The sequence below is a fragment of the Acinetobacter sp. V2 genome (genome assembly GCF_001188385.1).
GTDB classification, from domain to species: Bacteria; Pseudomonadota; Gammaproteobacteria; order Pseudomonadales; family Moraxellaceae; genus Acinetobacter; species Acinetobacter oleivorans.
In genome coordinates, this window is the sequence record NZ_JZFB01000004.1 from 268360 (window position 1) to 294555 (window position 26196).

Annotated in this window: 17 protein-coding genes; 10 read left to right on the top strand and 7 right to left on the bottom strand. The window is 40.8% G+C overall.

What is annotated here, in order from left to right:
* Positions 1-107: 107 nt before the first annotated feature.
* The 3 genes from UC75_RS14225 to rpsO all read right to left on the bottom strand — a co-directional run bounded on the left by UC75_RS14225 (position 108) and on the right by rpsO (position 4020).
* Entirely contained in the window at positions 108-1319 is a 1212-nt protein-coding gene (locus UC75_RS14225) for a magnesium transporter CorA family protein (protein WP_049837967.1), read from the bottom strand.
* Between the two features lie 85 nt (positions 1320-1404).
* Entirely contained in the window at positions 1405-3492 is a 2088-nt protein-coding gene (pnp, locus tag UC75_RS14230) for a polyribonucleotide nucleotidyltransferase (RefSeq protein ID WP_171056879.1), read from the bottom strand.
* 258 nt (positions 3493-3750) lie between these two features.
* Positions 3751-4020, bottom strand: coding sequence for a 30S ribosomal protein S15 (gene rpsO, locus UC75_RS14235; protein WP_002114951.1), 270 nt, complete (start codon positions 4018-4020; stop codon positions 3751-3753).
* Positions 4021-4230: 210 nt separating this feature from the next.
* Between rpsO and UC75_RS14240 the strand changes: the two genes are divergently transcribed.
* On the top strand, positions 4231-5529 hold the full coding sequence (locus tag UC75_RS14240; RefSeq protein ID WP_049837968.1) for a serine hydrolase domain-containing protein: 1299 nt from the start codon (positions 4231-4233) through the stop codon (positions 5527-5529).
* A gap of 700 nt (positions 5530-6229) precedes the next feature.
* Here the strand turns inward: UC75_RS14240 and recD are convergent.
* The 3 genes from recD to UC75_RS14255 form a co-directional block, all read right to left on the bottom strand.
* A complete protein-coding gene (gene recD / locus UC75_RS14245; RefSeq protein ID WP_049837969.1) occupies positions 6230-7981 on the bottom strand; it encodes an exodeoxyribonuclease V subunit alpha in 1752 nt (583 codons plus the stop codon).
* A 108-nt stretch (positions 7982-8089) separates the two neighbouring features.
* The gene (locus tag UC75_RS14250) at positions 8090-11788 is read right to left on the bottom strand and encodes a UvrD-helicase domain-containing protein (protein ID WP_049837970.1); all 3699 of its coding nucleotides are present in this window, start codon (positions 11786-11788) and stop codon (positions 8090-8092) included.
* A 3-nt stretch (positions 11789-11791) separates the two neighbouring features.
* Complete coding sequence (locus tag UC75_RS14255) at positions 11792-15427, bottom strand: exodeoxyribonuclease V subunit gamma (RefSeq protein ID WP_049837971.1); 3636 nt, start codon at positions 15425-15427, stop codon at positions 11792-11794.
* A 169-nt stretch (positions 15428-15596) separates the two neighbouring features.
* Here UC75_RS14255 and UC75_RS14260 point away from each other — a divergent pair, with 169 nt between their 5' ends.
* A complete protein-coding gene (locus UC75_RS14260; protein ID WP_016139418.1) occupies positions 15597-16103 on the top strand; it encodes a hypothetical protein in 507 nt (168 codons plus the stop codon).
* Positions 16104-16125: 22 nt separating this feature from the next.
* Here the strand turns inward: UC75_RS14260 and UC75_RS14265 are convergent, their stop codons facing one another.
* Complete coding sequence (locus UC75_RS14265) at positions 16126-17544, bottom strand: phosphate--AMP phosphotransferase (RefSeq protein WP_049837972.1); 1419 nt, start codon at positions 17542-17544, stop codon at positions 16126-16128.
* 209 nt (positions 17545-17753) lie between these two features.
* Here UC75_RS14265 and UC75_RS14270 point away from each other — a divergent pair, with 209 nt between their 5' ends.
* From UC75_RS14270 to UC75_RS14305, 8 genes are all read left to right on the top strand, one after another.
* The gene (locus tag UC75_RS14270; protein ID WP_049837973.1) at positions 17754-18461 is read left to right on the top strand and encodes an FFLEELY motif protein; all 708 of its coding nucleotides are present in this window, start codon (positions 17754-17756) and stop codon (positions 18459-18461) included.
* 147 nt (positions 18462-18608) lie between these two features.
* Positions 18609-19556, top strand: a complete 948-nt coding sequence (gene ubiE / locus UC75_RS14275) for a bifunctional demethylmenaquinone methyltransferase/2-methoxy-6-polyprenyl-1,4-benzoquinol methylase UbiE (protein ID WP_049837974.1) — start codon at positions 18609-18611, stop codon at positions 19554-19556.
* A gap of 11 nt (positions 19557-19567) precedes the next feature.
* Complete coding sequence (locus UC75_RS14280) at positions 19568-20236, top strand: ubiquinone biosynthesis accessory factor UbiJ (protein ID WP_049837975.1); 669 nt, start codon at positions 19568-19570, stop codon at positions 20234-20236.
* A gap of 12 nt (positions 20237-20248) precedes the next feature.
* On the top strand, positions 20249-21868 hold the full coding sequence (locus UC75_RS14285) for an ABC1 kinase family protein (RefSeq protein WP_004794982.1): 1620 nt from the start codon (positions 20249-20251) through the stop codon (positions 21866-21868).
* A gap of 122 nt (positions 21869-21990) precedes the next feature.
* Positions 21991-23304 carry an FAD-dependent oxidoreductase gene (locus UC75_RS14290; RefSeq protein ID WP_049837976.1) on the top strand — a complete coding sequence of 438 codons (1314 nt, stop codon included), beginning with the start codon at positions 21991-21993 and terminating at the stop codon, positions 23302-23304.
* A gap of 26 nt (positions 23305-23330) precedes the next feature.
* A complete protein-coding gene (locus UC75_RS14295; RefSeq protein ID WP_049837977.1) occupies positions 23331-23717 on the top strand; it encodes a VOC family protein in 387 nt (128 codons plus the stop codon).
* A 174-nt stretch (positions 23718-23891) separates the two neighbouring features.
* Positions 23892-24665 (top strand): bifunctional phosphoribosyl-AMP cyclohydrolase/phosphoribosyl-ATP diphosphatase HisIE, encoded by a 774-nt coding sequence (hisIE, locus tag UC75_RS14300; protein ID WP_005301863.1) that lies wholly within the window; start codon positions 23892-23894, stop codon positions 24663-24665.
* Positions 24666-24674: 9 nt separating this feature from the next.
* A complete protein-coding gene (locus UC75_RS14305; RefSeq protein WP_005301860.1) occupies positions 24675-26177 on the top strand; it encodes a UvrD-helicase domain-containing protein in 1503 nt (500 codons plus the stop codon).
* The last annotated feature ends 19 nt before the right edge of the window (positions 26178-26196 follow it).

Consider the following 26196-nt stretch of genomic DNA (forward strand, 5'->3'; position numbering starts at 1 on the left):
CATTTAAATCATTATTTTGCAAAAACAATAATTTCTAAATTATGGGCAGGTTGTGGATGACGATTAGCTCGAGCAATTTTTTGAAAAAATTCAATAAAAATAAAAATTTATTTTAATCGAGTAATCTTCTCCAACTCCTTCACAGTCTGTTTAATCGGCTCATATTCCAAAAACCAAAACAAATTCATCCGATCTTGACGATGCTGTTGAGCCAGTAAATCAATCACACTTTTTTCACCACGCCCAACCAAGTGCTGTCGATAAAAATAGTACAACAGAAAAATCGTACTAATCAGCATGGCACCCAACATAATCCAGAAACCAACAGGTGATTTAAGACCAGGAATAAACTCAAAGTTCATTCCATAAATGCCCGTTAAAAGGGTAAGTGGTGCAAAGACTGCTGTGATAATCGCAAGAATCCGCATGTTTTCATTGGTTTGGTTCGCAATAGCAGAAAAATGCAAATCAATTGCTGACTGAATTGCACTACGTAAACGTAAAGTATGTTTCTGAATACGTTCCACATGACTCATTAAATCATTTAAACGAACCAGTAAAATATCTTGAGAATTATGGATGTGACTACCAACAACATGATGGTAATTTTCTACAATTTCATCCCGAAACTCTTGAAGGGTTTCGATTTGTTCTTCACATAAATTTTCGACCTGTTGAAAGGCCATATTCTCATGAAACAACTGGTGCCATTGTTTAAAACGACGATTACCCTGCAATAGTTGTTGTTGCCAATGCTCTACTCTTCTCGTCAATGGTGAGCGGATATCAAGATAACCATCAACCATACTATTTAACAAGCGTAATGATAAATCGACGGGTGAATTCGGTAATTTACGGGTTTTGTTTTGTTCTTCTAAAGTTTTACATAAAATATTTTCGAGACGTTGAATATAGTTTTCAATCGACTTATTCCCCTGCTCGCGCACACTAATCAGCACATCAGGTGTCAAAATAAAACTAATCGGCGTCGTTGCTAAACCAAAAACACTATCTTGTGATTCTGCATGCTTAATTTCATCGTCAGGCGTAACTAATTTCTTAAAAATTAATAGATCATATTCTTCAAGTGTGTCAAATGCACAGGGATGTTCAATATTGGCAATATCCCGCATATGAAACTCATTAATAACCACACCTGAAAGCTTTTGAATCTCTTGTTGCCATTCTTCGTTATGGTTAACCACATCCGTTCTGACACTATCAATCCAGAAGAACTCCAGAACATGTTCACTATGCTGTTCGCGGCTTAAAAAGACATAGCCGTCGCTTTGATGGCGATAAAAATAATAAACCTGCATACCACAACGATCTGTTTTTGTATTACTTGCATCATGCCATAAAAAAAGTCCGCATCAAGCGGACTTTTTCGTGTCACTAGAACAATTATGCTTGTTCGATGTCTTTCATAGTCAATTTAATACGACCACGATTATCAACATCAGCAACTTGTACCTTCACTTCTTGACCTTCTTTAAGAACGTCAGTCACGTTCGCAATACGTTCGTTTGAAATTTGCGAAATGTGAAGAAGACCATCAGTACCCGGCATGATGTTTACAAACGCACCGAATTCTACAATACGGATTACTTTACCGTCATAGATCTTACCTGGTTCAACTTCAGCAGTAAGTGCTTGAATTTTTGCAATCGCAGCACGAGCAGCAGCTTTAGTTTCACCAAATACGCGAACTGTACCGTTGTCTTCAATATCAATTGCAGCTTTAGTTTCTTCAGTAATGGCACGAATCGTTGCGCCACCTTTACCAATAACATCACGGATCTTGTCTGGATTGATGTTAATCACTTCAAATGTCGGTGCATGAGCACTGATTTCAGCACGAGCACGTGAAATGACTTTATTCATTTCATTTAGGATGTGCATACGACCAGCAAATGCTTGGTTTAATGCAACTTCCATAATTTCTTCAGTGATACCTTCAATCTTGATATCCATTTGAAGCGCAGTAATACCGTTTGCAGAACCTGCTACTTTAAAGTCCATATCACCTAAGTGATCTTCATCACCCAAGATGTCAGAAAGTACTGCAAAACGCTCGCCTTCTTTCACTAAGCCCATTGCGATACCAGCAACTGGTGCTTTAAGTGGAACACCCGCATCCATAAGTGATAATGAAGCACCACATACAGAAGCCATTGAAGATGAACCGTTAGATTCAGTAATGTCAGATACGATACGGATTACGTACGGGAAGCGGTCAGCAGCAGGAAGAACAGCTTGAACACCACGACGTGCTAAACGACCATGACCGATTTCACGACGCTTAGGGCCAGACTCACGACCAGTTTCACCTACAGAGTATGCAGGGAAGTTGTAGTGCAACATGAAGTTGTCAGTTTTGGTACCTGACAATGTATCAACCATTAATGCATCACGAGTATTACCCAAAGTTGTTGTTACCAACGCTTGAGTTTCACCACGTGTAAATAATGCAGAACCGTGAGCGCGGTCTAATACACCAACTTGAACGTCGATACCACGAACAGTTTTAGTATCACGGCCATCAATACGTGGTTTACCTGACAAGATGTTGTCACGTACTGTACGGTATTTAAGGTCTTCAAATAATTCATTTACTTCGTCAGCAATACCAGTTTCGTCATTTTCAGGAACGAACTGAGCTACAGCTTCTGCATAAAGTGCATCAAGTGCTGCATAACGGTCTTGTTTAACCGCAATTGTATATGCTTCAGAAATTTTAGCTTCGAAAGCTGCTTTTAATTGCTCAAGAAGCGCTTCGTTTTTGCTTGGAGCAACCCAAGTTGATTCAACTGCACCAGCAGCTGCAGCAAATTCTTTAATTGCTTGAATCGCGATTTGCATTTCGTCATGACCGAAAAGCACAGCACCAAGCATTTGGTCTTCTGAAAGCTCTTTAGCTTCAGATTCAACCATTAATACAGCAGATTCTGTACCAGCAACAACAAGGTCAAGGTCACTTTCTTTCAACTGTTCAAAGTTCGGGTTAAGAACATATTCACCGTTGATTAAACCAACACGTGCGCCACCGATTGGACCACGGAAAGGAGTACCAGCAATAGATAATGCTGCTGATGTACCAAGCATTGCTGCAATATCAGCATCCATAGTTTTGTCAGAAGAAACAACTGTTGCTGTTACTTGAATTTCGTTGAAGTAACCTTCTGGGAACAATGGACGAATTGGACGGTCAATAAGACGTGAAATTAAAGTTTCAGCCTCAGAAGCACGGCCTTCACGCTTACCGTAACCACCAGGGATACGACCAGCTGCATATTGTTTTTCTTGATAGTTAACTGTTAACGGGAAGAAGTCTTGACCCGCTTTTGCTTTAGGTTGAGCAACAACTGCAACTAAAACAGTTACGCCACCCATTGTAATTAAAACTGTGTTTGCTTGACGTGCAACGCGACCCGTTTCTAAAACGACTTGATGTTGACCGAATTGGAATTCTTTACGAACGATATTAAACATTGACATGTATTGTATTTTCCTAATTTTATTCTAGTGAGACCCCTAAGGTTTGGCATTCAGACTACAACTGTTGGTAGATAAATGACAAAGCTTAGAAGCCATCACACTAGGCCAAAAATTTTAAATAATATTAAACGCAAAGAAGGAGCGCACAAGCGCCCCTTCTAAACATCACTTAACCTAAAATTAAGTGAAACTCTCTTTTCAGCGATAAAGCATTGCGACATGCGAAATAGCGAAAACAAAGTGAAAATCGAATTAACGACGTAAACCTAAAGCACCGATCAAAGCAGTGTAACGACCGTGGTCTTTACCATTTAAGTAGTCGAGCAATTTACGACGTTGGTTAACCATACGGATCAAACCACGACGGCTGTGATGGTCGTGTTTGTGAGCTTTAAAGTGACCTTGTAAATCATTGATTTGAGCAGTCAATAAAGCTACTTGTACTTCTGGTGAACCAGTGTCATTTTCAGCGCGAGCAAATTTAGCAATGATCTCTGCGCGGTCTGCATTAGTTAAAGCCATTCGATTTCTCCGAGATGCTTAAAAAAGTAAACGATATGAATCAGTTGAGGCAACTGACTGCCGTGCATCACTACAGCAAGTTGCCTATTTTAAGGTATCTATAGGTGGATTGCAAAATAGTTTTCAGTAACTTGTCATTTTAGACACTGACACGAGCATGCTAACCCTGCACACTAGCTTTGAATAAAAAGAAAGAAGCGCGAGGGACGTGTGAAAATTTTTTCAACCAACACTTGTCCAGTACCGGACAATATTGAGCAAGTTATTCGTCGTCAAGATGAAGTTGCTGCTGAACAGGGTGGAATGACTGAGCGCCAGATTCAAAAAATCTGGAACAGTATAGAAGCACTATATAAAACTGGAAATTATCCACTCATTACCTTCTGCTTACGTAGACAAGGTAAAGTTTTGCTGAACAGAAGCATTGGATATGCTCAAGGGAACTCTCCGGCGGGACTACAAGAGAATGCCCTGATTGCGACTCCAGATACGCCCGTTTGTCTGTTTTCAGCATCGAAGATGATCACCGCCATGCTGATTCATCTATTAGATGAAAAGGGCGAAATCAATTTACTTGATCCTGTGAGCTACTATATTCCGGAATACGGCGTAAATGGTAAGCGCCGTGCGACTCTCTTTCATTTATTAGCACACCGTGGTGGCATTCCCTATATTGATGGCGATGTCACGCCCGAACTCCTATTTGATAAAAATGAAATTTTAAAACGTTTATATGCTGCCAAGCCTGTGTCTCCTGCTGGTAACCATCTTGCCTATCATGCGGTTACCGCGGGTTATATTTTAGGGGAAGTCATTGAACGGGTGACTGGGCAAAATTTACGTGAGTTTGTACATCAAACTATCGAAAAGCCAATGGGAATGCCTTATTTCAATTATGGCTTAAAACCAGAATACCGCTCACAAGTGGCCTTAAACTGTGCAACAGGTCTACACCCTCGGCTTGGTACCGATCACTATCTAAATCATGTGTTGGGTGGAGGGTTGCAACTTGCAGTTGATGTGACTAACGATAGTCGTTTTATGGACACAATTTGCCCAGCCGGCAACATTTATACGAGTGCAGAGCAAGCTGGACGTTTCTTTGAAATGCTTTTAAGTGGCGGAAGCTACGGCGGTCAGCAAATATTTAGTGAAAAAACGATTTTCAGGGCAACACTGCCGACCACAGGCGTTAACATTGACCGTACTTTACTCATTCCAATGCGCTATGCCTTAGGTCCAATGTTAGGTAGTAATCCTGTAGGCCTTTTTGGTCCCATGACGGGGCAAGCTTTTGGTCATTTAGGATTCTCCAACATTTTATGTTGGGCCGACCCTGAACGAGATATTAGTGTTTCTCTATTAACAACGGGCAAATCGGTCGTGGGAACTCACCTACCTGCTTTAGCCAATGTGCTTTATCAGATTTCAACACAATGCCCACGCATTCCTAGAGATCAGCGCCGATCTTTGTTTGGCAGCGACGCTCATGAAACGAACTTAGTGTAAATCAAATAAAAAACCCAAGCATTTCTGCTTGGGTTTTTTGCGCTGTAGTTTTTGTTTATCGTGTTATTTCTATTTTTATTATCGTTGGTGAGATGCTAGTCACATCCTTCTTGTTGTTTTAACTGACTTCCGTTGTTTTGTTTCTATTTCCTTATATGATGTATTGTGACATATCCAATTATGAAGAAAAGTAGTATTTTTCTTATCATCATGTAAGCAAAAACGTACAGGTCTGTCTAATATTTAATAAATAACGGTTTTTGCCCCATTATCGTACAGTTCTGTATAACATTTAACTTAACAATTCACAGGAAAAATGGCTGTTTAAAAATCATATTACAGATAAATATATTGATATTATTGATATAAATTTTTAAAAGAAATTACACTCAATATTGGCTTAAATCCGAACTTTTCTGATAATTTTTAGAAGTAAATAAAATTGAGAATATAAAAAAGCCCTGTAGTCTCTCCCAAAACTACAAGGCTTAGCGGCTGTAAGTTTCCTCTTTATACACCTACGTCATTGTAAGTTCGCAGTCTCTCGACTTAAGCTATTATTATTGTGCGATTTTGCCCGACATTCCTTGCCAAGCTCGTTGTGCGTTTATAATCTCAAAAACGTGGGGTGTACTCTAGCAGCAAATATCTCGAATCTATGTAAGCTTTTTCTTACAAGGGTGAAAATATTAAGTTTGGCTTAACGAACTAATCGATTAACTTTCTGAACTAAACCACTTTTTCGTGTCGTACGAACTGTAAAGGACTGTAGTAAAGCTTCGGGATGAACCAAAAGGCTTACTACTTTTTTGGCGCGTGTAATCGCAGTGTAAATAAGCTCTTGGCTTAATAAATTCTTTGCGGCTTGATCTAAAACGACAGCAGTGTGTGTAAATTCAGACCCTTGCGATTTATGAATTGTTAAAGCGAATGCACTTTGAATACTTTTAGGTAATCGATTTGCAGCGACCCATTTATTCAAACTTGGAAAATATACTTCAAACTGCTGAGGTTGAGTTCTGTGTTCAAAACACAGACCAATGTCACCATTTGAAATACCGAGCTGATAGTCGTTATAAGTCATCATGATCGGACGACCCACATACCATCCCCCTGCTGTCACTACTGAAAGTTGTTGCTGTATCCAACGCTGCGCATATTGATTTAACTGCTGTAATCCAAATGGACCATGACGAACAGCCGTTAAAATGCGGTAGTCATCAAATGCTTTTACTATGTTTTGGACTTGTTCAATCGAGCGTTCTCCTTTTAAATAATTTTTTAGGCTTTTTACATAGCTTTGGAAACCGAGCATGAGCTTCTGATAGTAAATTTCGACTTCTGCGTTATTCCCTTCCGGCAAATACTCAAGCTGAACCACATCGGACATATCAACTTCTAAAGGAATTGAACGTAACTCTGAAACCTGAACAATGTCGATTTCAAACTGTTGCAAAACCGCTGCATGATCTTGTTGATAGGTTTGTGCCTGAATAAATTTAGCCACCTGCCCAATCAACGCCCCTTCAGCAAAACGGCGACTGGTTTGTAATTGTACCCTGTTGTCGGCGAGTGCCTGTATTTGTTGCAAGTCAGCAAGAACCGCTCCGACGTCGACGGAAGCGAGCTGATTTGCATCACCTAATAAAATAATTCGACAAGACTCTGGCACTGCTTCAAATAGAAGAGTAGCTAGATTTAAATCCAGCATAGAAGCCTCATCCACGACAATCACGTCATAAGGAAGTGGTTGTTTTTGATTAAACCGTGGTGTTTGGCTATGTCCCATTCCCAACAAACGGTGAATTGTTTGTGTTCCCTGATTCCTTAGTTCTTCACTAATTAATCCAGACTCAAGCAATTTAGGGTCATTAAACGAGTTCTGTAAGGCTTCTTGCATGCGCTGTGCCGCTTTACCTGTTGGAGCAGCCATCGCCACACGAATATTCGGAATCGCTTGGCTAAGCACAGCAATAATACGTGCAAGCGTATAGGTCTTACCCGTACCTGGCCCACCCGTAATGATACTCAGGCTCTGTCGAGCAACCATTTGTAAAGCTGCCTGTTGATGCGGGTCTGTGAGTAGGTCTAAGTGGTCATCACAAGATACAGGTTGAATTAATTGTTGCTTTAATCGACAAATTTGTTCTGCAAGTCGTTGCTCTAGGTGCCAATATCGGTATAATGCCAACCCCTGCTCATCATAGACGCATGGGGCAACATTTGAGGTTGCTTGATCGGCAGATATAGCAAGCTGACCAAGTGCTGCAATTTGCTCAGAACTGACATCGATACAGCTATCGCCTTGTAAGCTCGCTTCAATAAGCTGCTGCAAGTAACAAGTGGCTTCTGGCCCTTGCGATTGCTCAGTAAATGGAGCCTGATTTAAGAAGTTACTCCACGTTGTTAACCAGCTTAAATCGGTCTGTTCAGAGCTATTTAGATTGTCCACACACTTATCCACCTAGTTTTCCACACGCTTGTCCACATGGTTATAGACAGGCTTATCCACATGCCAAATATTTGTTAATATTAAAATTACATACTTTATCAGCATTTTTCATGCAATTTTATCCTCAGCAAAATACCCTAAAATGGCATCAAGACGCAGAATAAACTCAATGCTAGGCTGCCAGTAATAATAGCCCTGCTCAGCTTCACCATTCATGCCACGTAAATAAAGATAAGTTGCCCCACCTAAGTGTTGCTCAATTTGGTAATTCTGCATTTTGACTTGCAAATAGCGATGTAATGCAACGAGATATAGACCTGCTTGTAGCCAATAACTTGCTAAAGACATGCTTTGGGCAATGCTATCGCTACGATAATCTGCAAGATCATCACCTAAGTAATTACTTTTATAATCGGCAATGTGGTAACGCTGCCCATCAAAATAAACTAAATCGATAGAACCATTGAGGTAACGTGCTGAACGTGCTTCAAGTAATTCAGGCATATTCAACCCATACTCAGCGAAAAGCTGCTGAATACGTGTCATCGCTAGAACTCGATCTGACAAGGCCAAATAAAAAGGAAACTCTGACAAATACTGCTCTTGTTGAAGCTGATTTAGTCGGAAACCTTGATAAAGTGGCGTTCGCAAAATATCTTTCAGCCACTCTGCAACTGACTGGTAAAGCAGATTCTCGGCATCTTCTTGCTCTGGGAAGCTCTCGTTATATTTATTAAGTAAATCTTGCCAAAGACTACTATAGTCATTTTTAAAACGACGACGTATTTCACTTACCCAGTCATCTGAACATTGAAAATCGATATGCTCAAAGATTTCATGCAAGAAATTACCGGCAAGCGTTCCTCGCGGGAAGTTACTCTTGATCCAGTCAATCGGCTGAGCACTGATTGCTTCAGCAGTTTTGATTAAGTCCAACTCATCTTCTGCTAATACAGCATCATTGCTCTGACTGGCCAATAAATCTGTGCCAGCCTTATGTTTTAAATGCTGTGCCAAATAACTGAAACTAGTTTTACCTCTCGAATAAAAACGTTGTTCAGGAAACCGTTGCGCTTGTATTTCAATAATACTTGTTTGTTTGGCTAAATGAATTGCCTGTGGAATCTGCTCCAAAACCATTTCATCCGTACAGCAACGGTGTTGAAAAGGCTCAGTCCTATTTTTCCAAAACGCGAGACCTGATACTGATTTACCATCAAGATCTTGTAAAAGTGCATAGACGCGGTGACTTGCTCGCGTTAAAGCGACATACCAAAGACGATTCTGTTCAGCAAGCGCTCGTTCTTCGTGTTGCTTAAGTTCAACTTCATTCAAATAAGTTTTATCAGCAATCGCAACTACACGTTGAGTCAAGGTCTTGCTTGAATCTGGTTGGACTACATCTTGGGTTGAAAAATTGAGTGTTTTATTATTTTCTCGAAAGGGCTTGTCTGCACCTAATAAGAAAACAATCTTAAATTCCAGTCCTTTTGACTGGTGAATTGTCATGAGCTGAACACCAGCTTCACTCGACAATTTACGCTCTAACTCCCAATCACGATCCAGAGGAGAACCCAACTGTTTGAGATACCAGTGATAGAGGTTTTGCGCGCCTGAGTATTTCTCACTGTGCTGACTCAAAATTTCAGTCAAATGACGCAAGTTCACTACAACCCGTTCATTATCTTTACTTTGGGCAGTGACCAAATTTTGCCATATATCAAATTGGATGAGACATTGCTGCCATGCCACTAAAAAGCCTTGAGCGGACCACAACTCTCTAATCATGTCAAAACCAGTCATAAACTGGCTTAACCCTTCAGCTGTCTGCTCAAGCTGCAAGAGTTGTTTTAAATCCATAGCAAATAGACGGCTAATCAAAGCCCGCTTCACTTTTGCCTCATCGTAAGGATGAAGTATGGCAGTCAACAAAGCACCAACGTCTTGCGCAACTGTGCAATCGAAAACACTTCGTTTTGATGGCCTGTTAACCCGAATTCCTAAACGCTCAAGCTCAAATTGAACTTTATCGAGGCCATCATGATTACGGGACAATACCGCAATATCATCTTCGTTTAAGGTTTGAGTCTGAGCATCTTTTTGAAAATATAGCTCTCCAGCATGTGACTGGTTGAGTAGATCTCGAATCTTCCAAGCAACTTGCTGTGCCTCTGTTTCTTTATCTTTGAGCATGAGCCAACGTAAAGGATGAGGATTATGATTGTTCTGCTCAATCAGTACAGGATGAGGCCGAGTTCCCGCTCGAATTGGGTCATATTGAACCTCTTCACCGAAATCAATTTGTCGCTGAAATAAGGCATCGACCACTTCAACTAAGTCAGCAACGGAGCGATGGTTATGAATTAACTTATATTCGCGGCCATGTTTAGTTTGAATATCTTTATAGGCATTTAAGAAGGTGAGCATATCCCCACCGCGGAAACCGTAAATCGCCTGTTTCCGGTCACCCACCATAATCATGCAACCTTTTTGGTAGCGCTCTGGATGACGCCAAATGCTCGCCAGCATATCGTCTTGATCTTGGTTGGTGTCCTGAAATTCATCGACCAAAATTAAGGGATAACGCGCCTGAACAAATACAGCAAAACGCTGCCCCTGCTCACCTTTTAAAGCTTCAGAAAGTGTCCGAATTTGCTGAGAAAAAGTAGTTTCGCCTTTATTTTGTAAAACCTGAGGTAAACGTTTTTTCACCTCAACACATAAATAGGCTTTTAAAAAAATATGAAGCTGGTCGAACTGCTCGGCGTAGTTTTTCAGCACACCAAATAGCTGTTGAATCTGTTGAATACAAGGATGTTGATAGAAACCATCTGAAATTTCAGCAGGACATTTCTTGAAAACTTTCTGATCGGCAAGTTGACCTAAAAACTTAAAAACAAGCTCACGTTGTGCAGTCAAAGACCCATCAAAAACCAAAATGCTGTCGCTTTGCGTTAGAACTTGCAAAAGCTGTGGTAAGCATTCACTAAATAATTTGTTAAATGCACCATTCCGAAATACGGTACCACTCACATGTTTATAGTGCTCGCCATCAAGCAAGTAATACGGCTCTAAAAGGCTTAAGTCAATTTCTGTTGCCAACTGTTTGAGCTGAGCAAGTTGTTCAAATTGAATGGTTGGTTTTTCAGGAAGTTTAAAGTGAGCCGAACTAAAATTCAGTGAGTCTTCAACAAGTTTGACAAAACTATCGACACTTTTTAACTCACCTGCCAGATACAACGCATCAATCACGGTCTGAGGTTGAGACTGTATCCATTCACGTAAAACATCATGAATCAGTTGTCGGCTATAAGTTTTGGCATCATCGGTAATTTGAGCGCGTTCAATTTTGCCACTCTCAAAGGCAAACTCACGTAATAGTTTTTGGCTAAAGCTATCGAGTGTCCCGACAAATAACTCGTCTAACTGATCGATGACCAATTTTAAACGTTCACACGCATAGGCAATACGCGTCGCAAAGCTTTTTAAAATATGTTGAAGTAATAAGTCAGACTCTTGCTCAGCCTGCGTAATTAATTCGTGTTCTGTAAAACTACGCTTGGTCTCTAAGTAACGATACGTTTCGACCAAACGGGCGCGAATACGACTTTTCAACTCAGCAGCGGCAGCACGGGTAAAAGTGGTCGCAATCACTTGTCGAGGCAAGTACTTTTCAAGAAAGATACGGACCATCAAACTTGATAAGGTATAGGTTTTTCCTGTACCTGCCGAAGCTTCAATTAAGTGTAAGCCACTAAATTCAATATCAATAATAGGTTGATAAGACACCTGTACTCTTGAGTTCATGTCTTACTCCGAATGTTGAAATTGAAAAACCGGATGATACAGATCATATGCAAACTCATCACAAGCATGTTGAAGCAAAGCTTGCGCATCTTGTTCTTGTAAAATAAAGCTCCAGTCTCGATGCAACTTGCAAGCTTCATTTTGAGTCATATCCATTGTGGTAAATGACCCTGTTTCATTCCAGTATTTTAACAGCTCAGTGTAGCTCTTCTCATCCAGTTTTGCTTTTTCTGCCTGATTTGTTGTTTCCCACTGATATGCTTTGGCTTTTTCTAATGGTTTTAATAATAAGGCTGCTGGTAGAACCAAGGGTTGTTGCTGTGCATGACGCCAGATTTTAAACCATGGCTGTAAATATTGCCGAGCTTGCTCAGAACTAACCCCACTACAAATCACAGTTTGATCGCTAAAAACCACAATACGGCGTTTTTCAGCTCCTGCACTTCCCTCATTCAAATAAGCTAACCAAAGTAAGTGTTCCAACCAGACTTTCGCGCGTCTTTTTGCGCGGGCACTTGAAGGCTCCATGCTGACCCAATCCTGAGTTTCAGACTTTGGAACCGTAATATTCATATGAAGCTGTTTAGCAATTCGCCAAATACGCTGAGTCGTTGGTGTCACTGCTGGTGCATATTGATGAAGGCGTTCAAGCAAACATTCTTGCTCAAACACACCTTGTTGCCATGCACTATATTTGACTTTACCTACAGGCAACTGATCAATTAATACTTCTGGTTGTGCGTGCTGTTCAGATTGCTGTAAAAAATGTCGAATCGCATAGCGCCCTAAACCATCTAATAATAACGGTTCATTTTGGTCGAGCACTCCGACACTTCCTAAGTTTTCCACCCCTAAAGTTTTCAAATATAAACGTGCAGGGAACGTCACATCCTGTATCCACTGCTGGCTATCTAAAACCAGCATATCAGGAGCTTGTAGCGGATAGGTCGTATTCGCCCAAGGTTGACGGTTTCCTGAGATTTGCTGAATTTGTGAAGCGACCTTAAACCAGTGATCTTGATAACGGATAACACTTTTTTCTACAGTAAAACCTTTCGGGTCGAAGGGCTGTAAGTCATGTAAGTGATAGAGTTGTTTTAACTGTGATGGAATCTCAATCCCTTCAACAACTACGTTCTCAGGTACATCGTCTTCAGCTTTCACAATCAAGGCAAGGTGTTCACGGAACTCTTGAAGGATACTAGATGGTTCTCGCACCTCACCATCATTCACATCAAAACCGTTATAAAACAGCCATAAATTGTCTTGTGCTAATAATAATGCATCTAAAAAAGCACCTTGATCATCTTCAAGCCGAGAGCGGTCACCTAACTGTTGACGCAGTGCATCCATTAAATCAAATGGCACATGGGTATCTCGGTTTGGAAATTGCCCTGCATCCAGATTTAGCATGACCATTAAACGATAAGGTAATGGCCGAATGTGTCCAATTTGGGCAAAGGTAATTTGCCCTGTCGGTTCAGCTTGCGCACTTTGACTTTCTAATGTCCGTTGAATTTCTTCAACAATATAAGGCAAAGGCAACGTAATTTTGCGCAAAGTTCCTGTTTCTGTCTCGGCGTAATAGCTTGCGAGCGTCAACATTCGCTCTTGTTTTTTAACAATTTCCCGAACGGCTTTTAGAGCAGCAACACCGACCTGTTCAAATTCAACAATATCTTTACCCAGCACCTGAAGCCAATATTCAACCGTGTAGACTTTCCCCTGTTCATGCAGCGTCAGCCAATCACGGCGCTCATTCAAATCTTGATAAATCTGAATGAGTGTACCAATCAGTTCGAAGTCACCCGGTTGAACTTTGGCATAACTCAACACCTGATTAAATGTCGCATGCACAGGCACGGCAATACCAAGAGCCAATCGCTCTAAGGCAAATTTAAAGCTATATCGATAATCGTCATCCCCTTCACATAAACTTCGCTTGAGATGTTCTGCATCAAACCCTCGTTTAAAGCCTGCATCGGCGAGTAAATTTAAAATTCGCTCAACCTGAACATATTCAAGTTCGTAACGTTGCTGGGTCGCATGCAAACTTAACCAGTCAGCAAAATCATCAAAGCTAAAACGTCCCTGCATTAGTTGAATACGCCCAATTACAGCACGCCATGCATTCAGTGCATCGAGCGATGCAACACCTGCGATTTTCACGGGCAAATGCACACCCTGCTCAGTGGCAGTAGCGGGGAATACACTTCGAATTAAAGGCTCTATGTCGGCTAAATTAGGAACTAAAACTAAAATATCGTTTGGTCGGCGCGGCTGCTCATGCGGTTTAGCTAACCAACCAATCAATTGCTCTTTTAATACTTCAAGTTGGCGTAGAGTCGAATGACAAACATGAATCTGAATAGAGTCATCGTCTGGAACAAGCTCATATTGTTTAGCTTGGGGTTCCACTAAATGCAAAATATCTGACTGAACTTTACCGAGTAAACTTTCTGGAAAATCATCCACAAAAGCATCAACCCACTTACCTTCTTCGCCCGTAGACAAATTCGATAATAGTGAAAAGTGGTCGCGGGCTTGTTTACCCAATCTGGTTAAAAGCGGATGTCTGGACTCACGCGCTTCAGCATTAAAGTTGAGTGTAAATTTATTAAAGAAATCACTAATTTCAGCATCTGTAGCCTTTGGATTTTTTGCAATAAAACGCTCTTTTACCCCTAAGTCATAACGCTGCTTCCACAGTGGATCGACACTATCGGCCCAATATTCTTGTGACGGGTTATAGTGCAAAATCAATACATCAATATATTGGCCTAAACGACGCAAGAACTGTAACTGGCTTGGCGGTAAATCTAATAAAGTAAAGATCACCACTTGATTAGGTAATCTTGAAATAGCGCGCTTACTACGGTCCGGATGATCTAATTCTTGCCAGAACAACGCATCAATTTGCTGCATCTGCACAAAATCATCATGAAAATGTTGCTGCCACAACCAACGCTGCCAGCGTTCTAACTCCTCAGTTTGGTGCAATGTAAAAGCAGTCACTTCTTCATCTTTTTGTACAATATATTTTTCAATATCGAGTGCTCGACCCTGCCCCCAAGCAGACAACCAATTTTCAGGACAAGTGCAACCATTTTCACAACCACGCTGGCACTGTCCACGATAAATCATATAGTTGCTAAATAAATCAGCAACCTGCTCAGCGACCCAATACAACATTTTTTGTTTTTTTAATTGTTTATCTATGCCTTGTTCGAGTCGATCTGCGCTGTCATAAATACGCTGAACTATAGAATGTAAAGGATGCGATATGTCTATGCTCATCGTGTCAGGTTGAATAAATTCGTGTAGAGCCTGATGAACCCGCCATTTAAAAATCAAGCGTGGAATGTTCGCTTTACGGACCTGTTCTTTATGCGCAGTTAAAACTTGCTGGTAGGCATACCACTGGAAGCCGCGTACCCGTTGGTGAAACTGATAATTGGCACTCATGCCTTGCTGTTCTGCAAGTTTTTGTATCAGCCACTGCTCGACCGCAGGACTTGGAACAATAAAATGCTGGGTTTTCAAAACCTGTAATGGATGCGTTGAAGCTTGAGATGTAGACGCTAATACACCTTGCAACAACACATCAATACGTTGACTTTGAATAACATGGATCCCCATTTATTTCATTTCCTGCTTGCATAATTTATGCACAAAATCATAAACATTCATTACTATACAACTGAATCTGACTATGTCACGTTGGTTTAAACACAGCATAATTTAACTTCAGGTGTCACTTACACTTGGTTTGAATGACGCCATCAAGAAATTTATACAGGTAGACATTATGAAAATTGACAAGATTCCTGACTATATTGATCCTAGCCTAAATCTGGAACAAATTCGCGATGAGTGCCATGATCTCATCAAAAAAAGAGCTTACGTCTCAGCAGGAGCGGCAATTGTACCGATTCCTTTTTTTGACGTGGTGATAGATTTGGGAATTTTGTCGCACCTGATTCCAGATATCAATTCCCGTTTTGGTTTGGCCCCTGAACACGTAAGTGTCTATGACCCAAAAACTAAAACAATTCACTGGGATGAACTACGTAAACGTGGTTTTGAATTTTCAGGCTTTGTAGTGGCACGCACGACCGTTAAAAAAACATTTAACGGCTTTTTTGGCAAAATCGTAACGAAACAAGTGACTAAATTTATACCGCTAGGCGGACAAATTGTAGCAGCTAGTTTAGGCTATTTCATGATGAAAAAAATAGCAGAAACGCATCTTACTGACAGTTACAATCTTGCAAAGCGTATTCAGCAAAAAAGCCGTACCACCATTGTAAATTAATCTATGCCTTATGGCTGAGAGCTTAATCTGCTCTCAGCTGTTTTAAAACCGCCCTTAATACTTCTAGACGTGCCGTATATTTATCATCAGTTGCAACAATATACCAAGGTGCATAGTCAGTACTGGTTCGCTCAAACATATCTGCTGCAGCTTTTAAATAATCATCCCACTTATCACGATTACGCCAATCTTCTGCAGTAATTTTAAAACGTTTATGCGGTGTCTCTTCTCTGGCCTTAAAGCGCTGCTCTTGCTCATCTTTGCTAATCGCAAGCCAAATTTTTACCACAATCGTTTGGCTATCAAATAAATCTCTTTCAAAACGATTAATTTCGTCATAGGCACGCTGCCACTCTAAAGGTGAAGCAAAACCTTCAACACGTTCAACAAGTACACGCCCATACCATGTCCGGTCGAAGATCGTGATTTTCTCGGCCTCATTAATACGGTTCCAAAAGCGCCATAAGTAAGGGTGTCGTGCTTCAAAGCGTTCAGGTGCTCCAATACAGTGAATATCATATTCACGCGGGTCTAGATTTTTAACAATTCGCTTAATTGCCCCCCCTTTACCGGCAGCATCCATTCCCTCAAAAGCAATGACGACATTGCGTTTATCGAAACGCATAGCATCAGCAATTTTTTTGCTTAATTTATCGAGCTCTTTTTTGTATTCAGCTTTTTCAAGAGGTTCATTAGAAGGCTTTAATAAACTCTCTGGAATTTTAGCCTGCTGCCATTTTCCTTTGACTTCGGTTTCATGGTCTGGAAGTTGGCGCATGTGCTGTAAAAGGTACTGAGCAAAAAACTGATCACGCTGCTTTTCATCTTCGCCATCAATAATGTACCAATCGTCGGTAAAACGACGGCGTAACTTTTGCAAAGTGTCATATTGTTTTTTATTACGCCAATCTAGACCATGAAGCTTATGCCAGTGTTGCTCAGACGGGTCAATTTTGTCTAAACGTTTTTGTAGTGATTTCCATGAAAGATCGAACCAGACTTTAATGACATCGACATAGTTATTTTTTAGATCTTGTTCAAATGCTCGCATATTTTCAACATAAGCATCAAAGCGTGCCTCATCTAAAGGTTCAGATACATGTGTTGCTGTAACAAGCAAATCGCTATACCAATTACCAAACATCACCACAATTTGACCTTCGGTAGGAATAAAATCCGAATAAGATTGCCAAAATGCTTCTGTATCTGTCAGTACACGTGGCGCATCTGCTTTGACTCGTAAATATCTAGGGTCCAACCACTCGCGAAGCTGCTTAACCGCTTCCCCTTTACCTGCCAGCTCAATACCACTCATTAAAATGAGCGTGCTTTTAGCGTTGGGTTTTCCCCGACTTTCTTTTAACGCATATTGGGCTTCAATCAAGTCAACTGAAAGCTGTTCTTCATCTCGAATTTCAAATTTTGGTTGTTGTTCACTCATAGTCCACGGCTCTAATCTTTTATTGTTTAATTTCGATGATCTTTAACTTAGGCGGTTAAATGATGAATTGCTATACAAATTATGTCATTGCGACAAAAATCTGTCTAAGAATTGACGCATGAATCATTTTTTTTACATCTACTCGCCATAGTACAAGGTTACAATGCCTCTTATGATTTTTTGCAAATAGCCCAATATTAGAGCCTTAAATGTCTAAACTCGCTGCTTTTGATGATCTTTTACAACAATATAAAACATTTAATTATCACGATAATCCAGTGCTTGCCCAACGTTTGCAAGATGTACAAACATGGCTAAAAGAGCGGATGAAAGATACGCATCACGACTTTTTTAATCTGCCTGAACACAAACTCATGTCAGAGTATTTTTTAAATCGTTTATATGGTGGTCCAGAGTTTGATGCTCTTGCAGCTCAAATTGAACGCTTATTGAAATATGCTCATAAAGCCGAAAAAGTATTGCCTGAAAATGCAATTAAAACTGGCACTAAATCGGTAAGTCTGGCTGTGCTTGCAACTCAACTTGATGAGCAAGTGGCTATGCAGCTTCTTGAGGACTATCCAGCAGATACAGTACTCACTGATGAGATTATGCGTTTAACCTTAATCAAGCTTGACCAAGCAGAAGCTCGTTATCAGCAGCTTGCTCTTCTTGATGATTTAGGCGCAGCACTCGATAAATACATGCGCTCATTTATGATGTTTACGGCTTTTAAAATGTGTAAAGGTATTGCCCAGAAATATCACTTCGAATTGATGTATGATTTTATCCAAGATGGTTTTAGTGCGATGAAACCGTTAAAATCAGCCGAGAACTTTATCAAGGCTTTTACTGAAAAAGAACGCCAAATTATTGAAAATGTACATTCAGGGCATCCGAATCCGTTTAGAGTGTGATAAGGTCGGCACAGAGAAAAAATCAACCTTACGAAGTTGAGATTTTATTCATTATATTTGCATGATGATGCCTGTAAAAATAGACAAAATCTGTCATCATGCAGAACTTATTCCGTTTCACTTGAGTTTGAGTCTAGGAGAGACAATATGTCTAACGAAAACCAAAAGCCAACATCTCCAACTGAGCAGGCACAAAGTTCAGACAAAGTTAGCCCATTCCTAAGCTCACCTTTACCGTCAGGTACCCCTCAAGGGCAACAACAATCTTTACAACAAACCTTAACCGATACACCTGTTAATGGTTCTGTACCGAAATATAATTTACCACGTGGTGCTAGCAATACTGGCAACGTGGGTGAAACCACTCACTTCGGTTATTCAACAGTTAGAACTGAAGATAAAGCTCAAAAAGTTGCAGAAGTATTCCACTCGGTTGCAAGCAAATATGACTTGATGAATGACTTAATGTCATTTGGTATTCACCGCCTATGGAAACGCTTCGCAATTAACATGTCTGGCGTACGCCGTGGTCAACACGTGTTAGATATTGCTGGTGGTACAGGTGACTTAGCAAAAGTATTTAGCCGTGAAGTTGGTCCTCAAGGCCATGTCGTTCTTTCAGACATTAACGAATCTATGCTTAATGTTGGTCGCGACCGCCTAATTGATGCAGGCTGTACCAATGTTGACTTCGTACTTGCCAATGCAGAAACTTTAGAGCCTTTTGCAGATAACAGCTTTGACTTACTCACCATTAGCTTTGGTTTACGTAACGTGACAGATAAAGATGCAGCGCTTGCTTCTATGTTCCGTGTGTTGAAGCCAGGTGGTCGTTTACTTATTCTTGAGTTTTCTAAGCCTGTATTTGAGCCATTCTCAAAACTTTATGACCTCTATTCATTCACTGCTTTACCGATTATGGGCAAATTGGTTGCGAATGACTCAGAAAGTTATAAATATTTGGCTGAATCAATTCGTATGCATCCAGACCAACGCACCTTAAAAGGTATGATGGAAAATGCTGGCTTCCAGAACTGTGGCTATCACAACCTTACTGCTGGTATCGTTGCCGTTCACCGTGGCTTCAAACTGTAAGGGATAACGATATGTGGTCGATTCTGGCACTCGGTGCAGTCGAACGTATCATTCATCATCTGATCGATCTGGATGCGGTTACACGCATTCAGCTTAATCAGTTACAGGGCAAAATGCTGCGTGTTGTGATTGATAGCCCACAGCTTTCTGTCGATGTATTCTTTGACCAAGAAAAAGTACGTCTTGAAACTACTGCAACAGGGCACAGTGAAAAGCCTTCTATTTTTGAACAACGCCCTTTTGATGCGCAATTCAAAATTTCTGAAGCAACAGCAACTTTGCATGTTAAAGATGTCGTCGAACTGATTAAATTATTGGTCAGCGATCCAGATCAGATTGGCAATATCCCATTGCAAGGTGATTACCACCTGCTACAGGATATTCAAAAGATTATGCAGCAAGCTGAACCAGATTTAGCTTCGCACTTATCAAGATGGGTAGGTCCTCAACTCGCCCACGAAATTGGCAAGCTTCAACTTGCACCCAAACATTTAAAACGCTCTCTTCAAAGTCATCTATTTTTTGCAGAAGACGCATTAAAAGAGGATAGCGGTCTATTTGCCCCTCGTTGGGAAATGGATGATTTAACTCAAGCAACTCGCAAGCTTAATCAAGACATTGACCGTCTAGAAGCAAGATTGCAGCAACTCAACACACAACTACAACCCTCTCAAGACTAGGTAAGACTGTATATGATTCCGCACGTTTCACGTTTACTCGAACTTTGGCGTATTGCAGCGCACTATAGACTCGATACGTTGTTCCCTGCGGATGAATTACCAGTTAAAGCTCAACGTGCATTAAGTGTTATTAAAATGCACCCAGCTGCATGGTCTAGTCGCGAACGTAAAAATCCTTTAAAGCTCAAAGAAGCTTTGGAAGAGATGGGACCGCTTGCAATTAAGCTTGGACAATTACTGTCAACTCGACGTGATTTGATTCCACCTGAAATACTCGCTCAATTGGTATTACTTCAAGATCAGGTAAAACCTTTTGATAGCAATGTTGCCAAACAACGTATTCAAGAATCATTAAAAGCTGACGTAAATACCTTGTTTGCACGATTTGATGATCAGCCATTAGCAGCTGCTTCAATTGCACAAGTTCATACTGCTGCTTTGCACGATGGTCGAGAAGTTGTTGTTAAAGTGACTCGCCCCGACATTCGCAACCAAATTTTGCAAGACTTTGAGATTTTGGCATGGTTAGGCAATACACTAGAAAGTCGCCTTGAAGCTGCTCGTGCCTTACATCTCTCTGAAATTATTCAAGACTACCGCCAGATTATCTTAAATGAGCTGGACTTGAGTATTGAAGCAGATAACACTCGTCGTATGCGCCATTATTTTACTGGCTCAACCATGATGTATGTGCCTGAAGTCTACATGGACACCAAAGATGTCATGGTGGCAGAGCGCATTACAGGTGTTCCTATTTCAGATACGGCAACCTTTGACCGTCTCGGCATGGACCGCGCACAACTTGCAGAAAAAGGATTAACCATTTTCTTTACGCAAGTATTCCGCGATAACTTTTTCCATGCCGACATGCACCCCGGCAATGTCTTTGTAGAAACAATTAACCCAAGCAATCCACGCTTTATTGCACTCGACTGTGCAATTATGGGTGAGTTATCTAAGCATGACCAGATGACCATTGCCCGCATGTTGCTTGCTGTAATGAACAGCAACTTTATGCAGCTCATTCAAATTGTGCATCAAGCTGGTTGGATTCCACCGGGTACAGACCAAGATGCGCTATCGCGTGAAATGCGTCGCACCGTTGGCCCAATGGTGTCTAAACCAATGGATCAACTTGATTTTGCTGGCATCTTGATTCAAGTGATGGATATTGCTCGTCGATTCCATTTAGAGATTCCACCACAACTCATGTTGTTGCTAAAGACTTTAGTGCATGTCGAAGGCCTAGGGACCGATCTTTACCCGCAGCTCGACATCTGGAAATTGGCAAAACCAATTTTGACTGAATGGGTCAAGGCCAACATGAACCCAGTCAAAAATATAAAAGAGTTAGGACAGCAACTACCTGACCTGCTTTTAGGTGCTCAAGATTTCCCAAGCTTAATTGTTGATAGTTTAAATGGTTTAAAAAATCAGTCTGCTTGGCAAGACCGTCAGTTACGCGAAATGCAGCAACTTCGTTTGCAAATGGAACATCAACAACGCCGCAGTTGGATGTTCGGTAGTAGCATGCTGATTTTACTGACTATTGCGATTATTAGCCCTTGGTTTGTTTCAATTATTTTAATTGTGCTAAGCAGTTTATTAGCGCTTTGGCGCATCTTGAAATAAGTTTTAAATCCCTTGCCCGCGCAAGGGATTTTTTTATGACTAAACTTTAATTTAAAAAAATATAGATCGCTTATTCGTTGATTGCTAAATTAGCATTCATAAATGCATCAAAAGAACAAACAATGAAAACTTCTCATTTTGCGATTATCGGTGCCGGTACCGCAGGTTTAGCCACTGCGATTTTGCTCGCCCGTGAAGGTAATAACGTTACTATTTTTGAACAAGTTGATGAGTTATCTCCAGTAGGTGCAGGTTTATTACTACAACCTGCAGGCTTAGCAGTATTTGAACATTTAGGGGTGCTCGATAAGGCTCTAACATTAGGAGCAAAAGTAACAGGGTTAGAGGGGCAACTTCCCAACAAGCGTCTTTTAGTCGACAGCCACTATCACGAAGCATCTACAAATCTCTATGGTTTAGGTATACACCGAGCTACTTTATGCCATGTACTAACCCAAAAGCTTAGTGAGTATTCGAGCCAAATTACTTGGCGTATGAACCATTCTGTTGAGAGTTTTGAAGAACATAACAATGAAGTTCGACTATTCGGAACTCATCAAAATCAAAAGTTTGATGCTTGCTTTGATGCCGTCCTTATTGCAAATGGTGCTCGGAGCCAATTACGCCCCAAAGCATGGGTAAAAGTTGACCAAGCCTATCCTTGGGGTGCGGCGTGGAGTATCGTGCCTGAGTGCCAAGTACTCGATTCTGAAATTCTGCATCAATTTTATGATCGCTCGAAGATTATGATGGGAATTCTTCCTACAGGAGCGATTCCAACAGAACCTAAGCAGCGCCTTTCAAGTATCTTCTGGAGCTTACCTACCCCGCAATTACAAAGCTTTTTACAAGATGAGCAAGCTAAACAAACTTGGTTAAAGCAAGTCTCAGAGCGATGGCCCAAAGTTGCAGAATGGCTCAAAGAGATTTTGTATAACAGTCCAACTCAACCTAAATGGCTATCTGCAAATTACCGTGATGTCGTCATGACTCAATTTGGTCAAGGCAGAATTGGTGTGATTGGAGATGCAGCTCATGCAATGAGCCCACAGTTGGGGCAAGGTGCAAATATGGCATTATTAGATGCTTGGGCTTTTTCGCAATCATTGCAACATGCCCAAAAGAGTCAAACTATTGATTGGCCCCTGCTCTGGCAGCGCTACCACCAGCTCCGCCGTTCATCTACTCAGTTTTATCAATTTCTCAGTCGTTTATTAACACCACTTTATCAATCTGATCATTGGTGGGCTGGAGGCTTAAGAGATTTAGTTTTTCCTTGGATGTATCAAATCCCCTATTTTCGAAAGGAAATGGCAATCACAATTTCAGGTTTAAAGACTGGTCCATTTCAGCAAATTGATTATGATCAAGTCGCTCAATTACCTAAAGAAAGCAGCACTTTTAATTTAAAAAGTGAATCTCTGTCTGACTATTAACCCAACTAAATGATAGTGAATAACATATGAAAATTAGCCATCTTGATCATCTTGTTTTAACTGTCTCGAATATTGAAACTACATGTAATTTCTATCAAACCGTATTAGGGTTTGAGGTCATCACTTTTAAAGGTGATAGAAAGGCTCTACAGTTTGGAAATCAAAAAATAAATTTACACCAGCAAGGTAACGAGTTCGAACCTAAGGCATTACAGCCGACTCCTGGATCTGCCGACCTGTGTTTTATTTCAGAAACTCCCATTTCCGAAGTGATTGCGCACTTTAATCAATTAAATATTACAATTGAAGAAGGCCCCGTTGAACGTACGGGTGCAATGCATCCTATTCTTTCAGTTTATATTCGCGATCCAGATCAAAATTTGATTGAGATTTCAAATATCCTCAAGTCTTAGCCACTTGAATAAGATACCGACTGGTAAGCGTTACAAGTTGTTCATTACTCTGGCAAAGACAAAAAGCGCAAAGAATTTTTCCGCAAAGCGACGTTGATGCCGTACACTATACAAGCTATTTTTTAGCATCTGATTGAAATCAATTTATAGTTCATATTTCTTTGGTGATTCCTCATGAATAACACGCAATGGCTCGATGAAGTAAAATTTAACGAACAAGGTCTTATCCCTGCCATTGCTCAACATCATCAAACCGGACGTATTTTGATGGTGGCGTGGATGAACCGTGAAGCACTCGCGCTCACAGCAGAAAAAAATCAGGCTGTTTATTTCTCTCGCTCTCGCCAAAAACTTTGGCACAAGGGTGAAGAATCAGGCCATTTCCAAACAGTTTATGAAATTCGTCTGGACTGTGACGGCGACGTAATTATTCTACAAATTGAACAACACGGTGGTATTGCATGCCATACGGGTCGTGAGTCTTGTTTCTATCGTAAACTCACACCACAGGGTTGGGAAATTGTCGATGCACAATTAAAAGACCCTACTGCAATTTATGGTGACAAAGCTAAAACTGAAAGCCACGATCATGCTCACACCACAGAACAAGTCGATGTACTTGCTCACTTAGGGCAATTGATGCAAGAGCGTAAGCAAGCTGAAGCTGATACTTCATATGTTGCAAGCCTCTACAAAAAAGGTATCAATAAAATCTTAGAAAAAGTGGGTGAAGAAAGCGTAGAAGCAATTATTGCTGCTAAAGATTTTGCCGCACAGGATTCAGAAGCTCACTTAAATGATCTCGTTTATGAAACAGCAGATTTGTGGTTCCATACTATTGTGATGTTGGGTTATTTCGATCTTAATCCACAACTTATTATTGACGAATTAGCTCGTCGTCAGGGTTTATCTGGTTTAGTTGAAAAAGCTAACCGCAACAAGGTTTAAAATCACTCAGTGTCGAATATTGAAAAACCTAAAGCCACCTATGAGCAAGCGATTGCCATAGATAACGCACGTCTTGGGCAGTCATTTAAAGTGATTGCCTATGCGGGCACAGGTAAAACCACCACTTTACAAATGATTAGCGATGCCATGCCTGAACGCCGTGGTATGTATCTAGCATTTAACAAAGCTATTGCTGGTGAAGCACAAAACAAATTCCATCGTAATGTAGACTGCCGTACTTTTCACTCGCTCGCTTTTCGTAGCGTACCCCGCGGTGTAACCGATAAATTACGTCTACCACGACTAAGCCCAAGTTTTATTGCTAAAGAATATCGACTAGAACCTATTACGCTACGACGTATGATGGGTGGGCGTTACGAGAAATATGTCTTAATGCCAAGTCGCCTAGCGAGCCTTGTCGCAAATGCTGTGAGCTATTTCTGTTCAACAAGCTCCCAATATCCGGCACCTCGACATATTCAGGCGCCCAACTGGTTGCATCCAGACGATATTATCGAATTACAAAATCACCTTTACCCTGCTGTGGAACGACGTTGGTTAGAATCGATTGACCAAAACCATCAAGCTGGTATTGGGCATGATATTTACCTCAAACTTTGGGCATTGTCTGAGCCAAACATTCCTACTGACTACGTATTGTTTGATGAAGCACAAGATGCTGACCCACTAATGCTAGGCATTTTGCTTCGCCAAAAAAATACTCAAGTTATTTATGTCGGTGATGCACATCAACAAATCTACGCTTGGCGTGGTGCAATTAATGCCATGCAACAATTGCCCTTGCCGGAATCTCGGTTAACCACTTCTTTTCGTTTTGGCGAAACGATTGCCGATGTAGCCAATGCACTGCTTGGCGGTTTAAATGAAACTGTTCCCTTGCTTGGTAATCCAAACCAGAAATCAAGCGTAGTGAATAAACCGCATACAAAAATGCGTGATGCGATTTTATGCCGTACCAATGCTCGTGCAATGGAACTTTTACTGGCAGGCTTAGTTCACGGCGATAAAGTGAGTTTGCAGGCGGATCATCAAAAACTAAACCGTTTTGTAGACGCCGCAAGCCTCTTAAAGCAAGGAAAACGAGTTACTGACGTTCCTGAATTGGCATGGTTTAACTCATGGCACGATGTACATGAGTACTGTGAAACCAATGAAGGAAGTGACATTAAGCCATTGGTTAAACTGGTTGATGATCACGGCACTGACCCGCTAAAAAAAGCACTTGCAAAGATTACTCCACTTGAGCAAGCTGATTATGTGATCTCCACAGCTCATAAAGCGAAAGGGCTAGAATGGAATCGCGTTCATATTGAAGATGACTATCAATTTAAAATTAATGGTTTAGAACACAAGATTAGTGATGAAGAATTAAGATTACTTTACGTTGCCTGTACTCGTGCTAAAGTAAGTCTAAATATCCATCATCTTTATGATCTGATACAACAATTAAAACTAAGGGCGCCTTTAAGTCTTCGTCAATCGGTTGGTTGAAGCGCTCATAATTAGGTGA

Bases quoted from the DNA above. Each gene is read 5' to 3' on its own strand.
- UC75_RS14270 (WP_049837973.1), top strand. From the start codon at position 17,754: ATGTCTAAACTCGCTGCTTTTGATGATCTTTTACAACAATATAAAACA.
- UC75_RS14295 (WP_049837977.1), top strand. From the start codon at position 23,331: ATGAAAATTAGCCATCTTGATCATCTTGTTTTAACTGTCTCGAATATT.
- pnp (WP_171056879.1), bottom strand. From the start codon at position 3,492: ATGTTTAATATCGTTCGTAAAGAATTCCAATTCGGTCAACATCAAGTC.
- hisIE (WP_005301863.1), top strand. From the start codon at position 23,892: ATGAATAACACGCAATGGCTCGATGAAGTAAAATTTAACGAACAAGGT.
- ubiE (WP_049837974.1), top strand. From the start codon at position 18,609: ATGTCTAACGAAAACCAAAAGCCAACATCTCCAACTGAGCAGGCACAA.
- UC75_RS14225 (WP_049837967.1), bottom strand. From the start codon at position 1,319: ATGCAGGTTTATTATTTTTATCGCCATCAAAGCGACGGCTATGTCTTT.
- UC75_RS14280 (WP_049837975.1), top strand. From the start codon at position 19,568: ATGTGGTCGATTCTGGCACTCGGTGCAGTCGAACGTATCATTCATCAT.
- UC75_RS14265 (WP_049837972.1), bottom strand. From the start codon at position 17,544: ATGAGTGAACAACAACCAAAATTTGAAATTCGAGATGAAGAACAGCTT.
- UC75_RS14255 (WP_049837971.1), bottom strand. From the start codon at position 15,427: ATGGGGATCCATGTTATTCAAAGTCAACGTATTGATGTGTTGTTGCAA.
- UC75_RS14285 (WP_004794982.1), top strand. From the start codon at position 20,249: ATGATTCCGCACGTTTCACGTTTACTCGAACTTTGGCGTATTGCAGCG.
- UC75_RS14250 (WP_049837970.1), bottom strand. From the start codon at position 11,788: ATGAACTCAAGAGTACAGGTGTCTTATCAACCTATTATTGATATTGAA.
- UC75_RS14260 (WP_016139418.1), top strand. From the start codon at position 15,597: ATGAAAATTGACAAGATTCCTGACTATATTGATCCTAGCCTAAATCTG.
- UC75_RS14290 (WP_049837976.1), top strand. From the start codon at position 21,991: ATGAAAACTTCTCATTTTGCGATTATCGGTGCCGGTACCGCAGGTTTA.
- rpsO (WP_002114951.1), bottom strand. From the start codon at position 4,020: ATGGCTTTAACTAATGCAGACCGCGCAGAGATCATTGCTAAATTTGCT.